The following is a 3,707-nucleotide window of genomic DNA, read 5'->3' on the forward strand; positions in this document are numbered from 1 at the left end:
GTTAGCGTCTCGAATCACAGGCAGTACGGCACATTCGGATCGATACTCGTGCGGCGTCGAACACGGGTCGTCTGCGCCGTCGGATTCCGAGTGTCGTATCGACCCGGGGGGAAATCTTACGAATGATGTGGTCGAACGCGAGCGAACTCGGGGCTCTGCAGTCGTCCGTGGGGTGAACTACAGCGTGGGTGGCCGGCGCGGCAGGAAGCAACTCCTGCGCACGATCGACATGCGCGCGGCACAAGGCGAGTTCGTGGCGCTGGTCGGACACTCCGGGTCCGGCAAGAGCACGATCCTGTCGATTCTCGGGGGCTTGATCGAACCCGACGGCGGCACGGTCGAAGTGTGCGGCCACACCCTGACCGGGATGTCCGACGCACGACGAGCGAGGTTCAGGGCGAACACTGCCCTACATCCATCAAGACCTCAACCTGATCGAGAATCTGACCGCTCACCAAAATCTCGAGGTCTCACAACTGCTCCGCCGGCGACGAATCGACCAGAGGGTCGCCGCGAGGGTCCCGGAATCCGTCGGCCTCCGGGAACTTCGCGGCCGCTTTCCCGGCGATCTCTCCGGAGGAGAGGCACAACGTCTCGCGATCGCGCGGGGCGTGCTCTCCGAAGCGCGGATCGTTCTAGCCGACGAACCGATCGCGGCGCTGGACCGCGAGAACTCGGACAATGTCGTCGACCTTCTGGCGCAGCACGCCAGGAGCGGAACGACTGTGGTCGTGGCTACTCACGACCCGCTCGTCGCTGCTGCCGCCGACCGGGTCTATGCACTGAGCTCGGGCGCGATCGTGCGGGAACTGTCGAGCCCGTCACGGGCTGAACTCGGGTCGGTCATGATGCCTGGTTGAGCGGTGCGGTGGATCATGTTCGCGGCCTCTGGCAACCGCCGCATCTTTTCGCTGGTACTTGCTGCGGGGTTCGTCTCCGCAACGCTGCTCTCGAACGGGTTCGGCCTTCTGGCGGCGTCGGTCGACCGATCCAATCTCAGCGGTTTCGGATCTGTCAACGAACACGCGCGGGCTCTCACAGAGGCAGGCGCCCTCACCTCGTTCTCGCTGTTGTTCAGTATCGTCACTGCCGTCTCGGTTGCATTGGTGACGAAAGCCTTGATCGGGTCCATCGTCGAATCGCGGTTCCCGTCGTACTTCGCCTACTTCCGGCTCGGCATGTCACGACGACGCGTCGGTGGGGTTTTTCTGTCCGAAGCGCTGTTCTTCGCAGGAGTGGGAGCCGTCGCGGGTGCCGCGGTCGGAGGCTCGTCGGTGCGAAGCACCCACTCGTGGCTGGTCGAGCTGGACCTCTCGTCGCAGTTCCTCCGGCCCGTCATATCCCCCGTGATGACACTATCGTCCGTCGTTGTTGTTCTTGTCGCTGTGCTGGCCGGGTGCTACTCGGGCTACCGCGACGTCGTACGGAGACTGGAAGGATCGAGGACCGAGGACTTCGCCACGAGGGCCCCTGGCGTCTCGCCCTCCCCGGCACCGCGATGGTCTCGGGCAGCGCGCTGCTCGCACTGCGCTCGCCCGTCGAGGAGGATGCCATCAACTGGGTCCCTTTCCTGGTCGCACTTCTCGCGACCGTGGGCGCTGCCACCGTCGCGCCGTTGGTCGTGTTCGGCCTGTCCTTCGTAGTGGAACGGACTGTCGAGTCGAGTCCGCCCCGCCCGTGGGCGTCGGCCGTCGTCGCTGCGACCGGCTTCTCTCGCCATGGGTCCGCTCGAGCGACCCGCATCGCGGTACCTGTCCTTCTCGGTGTGTGTGTCGTCGGGGTCGTCTTCTCCCTCGCCCAAACCGGCCGCAGCGCCGACCGATACGACAAACTGTCCTCGGTTTCGGCACAGTACGTTCACTCCGACGACGAGGCGACACCCGAAGCCTGGCGGAGCCTCTTCGGTGAGGGACGGCTCGGCCTGCGGTCGGATCAGCGGTGGTCCACCGGACCTGGGGAGAGTCCGAGCGTGGTTCCCGTCATCCGAGTGTCCGACCCGAGCCGAGTCGGTGAGTTCTTCCACGGCGATGCGCACCTTCCCGACTTCGCGGGCTCGTCGGTGATTTCCACGAACCCGAGAGACGAAGTGGGCGATACCCTCGACTGGATCTCACCGGAAGGTGGCCCCGTAACAGTTCGCGTGGCCGGGGTGTGGACGACGAACAAGTACGTCGCCCACCAGTATCTGGTCGACGACAGCAGTTTTCCCAGCCCACCGCCGTACCCTGGAATCCTGCTGGCGCGGGACGCCGCCAGCGCTCCTCCTGATTCGGTCACCTGGGACGCGTGGACGACCGCGCAGCTTCGCAGCGGCCTGACGGCACAGATAGTCGGGCTGGCAGCGATCGCAGTCCCTCCGCTGTTGATCGCAGCAATCGCGCTCACAGGGCTCGTCCTCAACTTCGCCGCGGGTGCCAGACGGGGTGTTTCGTCGCTCTACGCCCTCGGGCAGACTCGGCTCCAAGCCGTGTCGACGTTGTCGATCTCGACAGGTACCGCGATCGTCGGTGCCGGGCTTCTCTGTTCGGTCCCGCTGCTGCTGGTACGACTGGCCGAATCCAGGATCATTCGGGGATCCGGCTATGCAATCGATGTCGACTTCCCGCTGACGATGATTCTGATCGTGTACTGCGCGCTCACGATCATTGCGATAGGCGGAACGATCCTCGTCTCGTCGCAGCGACGCTTTCTCGATCCATCGGCGTGACCCCCCACTGCCGGATCTAGCGGCGCAGTGCGTCGGTCACGATGCCGACGGTGCAGGGGTCGGTCGTGAGCATCGCGTGGTCGACGTAGGCGCCGGGGCATTCGTCCTGCACCCACACGTTGCGGACGGTGGCGTCGGGATTCGGCGCGAGGAAGCCGCGCTCGGGCGGTGAGGCGACTCGGTCGTCGCGGCTCGCGACGACGGTGTAGTCGACACCCGCTTCGGTGTCGCCGCCGGCGTTGAGCTCGTTCAGGAACGGCGAGCCGCTCATCTGCTGGATGTACGACGGCCCGACGACGGCCGCGGCGGCGGGTACGACGGGTGCGCCGAGCAATTCGGCGATCGCGCCGAGTACCTGGACGTCGCCGAACGAGGTTCCGTGATGCGGGGTTCCGAGCGTCACGAGACGGCGCACCGCGGTGTTCTCGGGATGGACGGGGTCGGCGCCACCCTCGAATCGGAGGTACGCACGGGCGACGAGACCGCCCTGCGAGTGCCCGACGACGTCGACCTGCTCGCTGCCCGTCCGTGCGCGCACGTCGTCGACGAAGGCGGCGAAGTCGGCGGCCGACCTACGGATGTCGGCGCCACCGGGCAGGCCGAGCATGTTGGTCGTGCCGGTGCGCGCGTCGCCGAACTCGAAGGAGTACACGCACAGTCCGGCATCGTCGAGCGCCTGCGTCATCGCCGGCCACGTCGCCTCCGCCGTGGCCCACGTGCCGTGGACGAGGACGACGGGCGTCGGATGTTCGGCCGTGGGCACGCACTCCCCCTGGGCCGCAGAATTCACGGCGGCAGGGGGATTCGCGGCGGCAGCGGGGGCGCTCACGAGCGAAACAGCCACGGCGAACACCGCGGCGAGGATGCCTGCGCCGCGACGAGAGAGATGGCCACTCCACTTGCGGCGCACGGGATTCGGCACTGAATCTGTCACCAGCCGAGCGTAGTCGACGATCCGGAAAGTCTCCACCTAACATCGAGACTTTCCGGATCGTCCGCG

General features: G+C 66.3%; 4 protein-coding genes and 1 pseudogene. 4 read left to right on the forward strand and 1 reads right to left on the reverse strand.

What is annotated here, in order from left to right; all coding sequences use genetic code 11:
• Positions 1-184: 184 nt before the first annotated feature.
• From RR1_RS23120 to RR1_RS12550, 4 genes and pseudogenes are all read left to right on the forward strand, one after another.
• A pseudogene (locus RR1_RS23120) lies at positions 185-379 on the forward strand (ATP-binding cassette domain-containing protein); the annotation flags it as partial.
• A gap of 25 nt (positions 380-404) precedes the next feature.
• A complete protein-coding gene (locus RR1_RS22895) occupies positions 405-860 on the forward strand; it encodes an ATP-binding cassette domain-containing protein (RefSeq protein WP_255312193.1) in 456 nt (151 codons plus the stop codon).
• A 15-nt stretch (positions 861-875) separates the two neighbouring features.
• Positions 876-1,643: an FtsX-like permease family protein gene (locus RR1_RS23125; protein ID WP_371836787.1), complete on the forward strand. Its 768-nt coding sequence runs from the start codon at positions 876-878 to the stop codon at positions 1,641-1,643.
• Between the two features lie 344 nt (positions 1,644-1,987).
• The gene (locus RR1_RS12550; RefSeq protein WP_143153823.1) at positions 1,988-2,707 is read left to right on the forward strand and encodes a hypothetical protein; all 720 of its coding nucleotides are present in this window, start codon (positions 1,988-1,990) and stop codon (positions 2,705-2,707) included.
• A gap of 16 nt (positions 2,708-2,723) precedes the next feature.
• Here the strand turns inward: RR1_RS12550 and RR1_RS12555 are convergent, their stop codons facing one another.
• Positions 2,724-3,641 carry an esterase/lipase family protein gene (locus RR1_RS12555; RefSeq protein WP_169847043.1) on the reverse strand — a complete coding sequence of 306 codons (918 nt, stop codon included), beginning with the start codon at positions 3,639-3,641 and terminating at the stop codon, positions 2,724-2,726.
• Between the last annotated feature and the right edge of the window lie 66 nt (positions 3,642-3,707).

Origin of the sequence: Rhodococcus rhodnii NBRC 100604, assembly GCF_001894925.1 — a bacterium.
In the GTDB taxonomy this organism is placed as follows: domain Bacteria; phylum Actinomycetota; class Actinomycetes; order Mycobacteriales; family Mycobacteriaceae; genus Rhodococcus_F; species Rhodococcus_F rhodnii.

Bases quoted from the DNA above. Each gene is read 5' to 3' on its own strand.
- RR1_RS23125 (WP_371836787.1), top strand. From the start codon at position 876: ATGTTCGCGGCCTCTGGCAACCGCCGCATCTTTTCGCTGGTACTTGCT.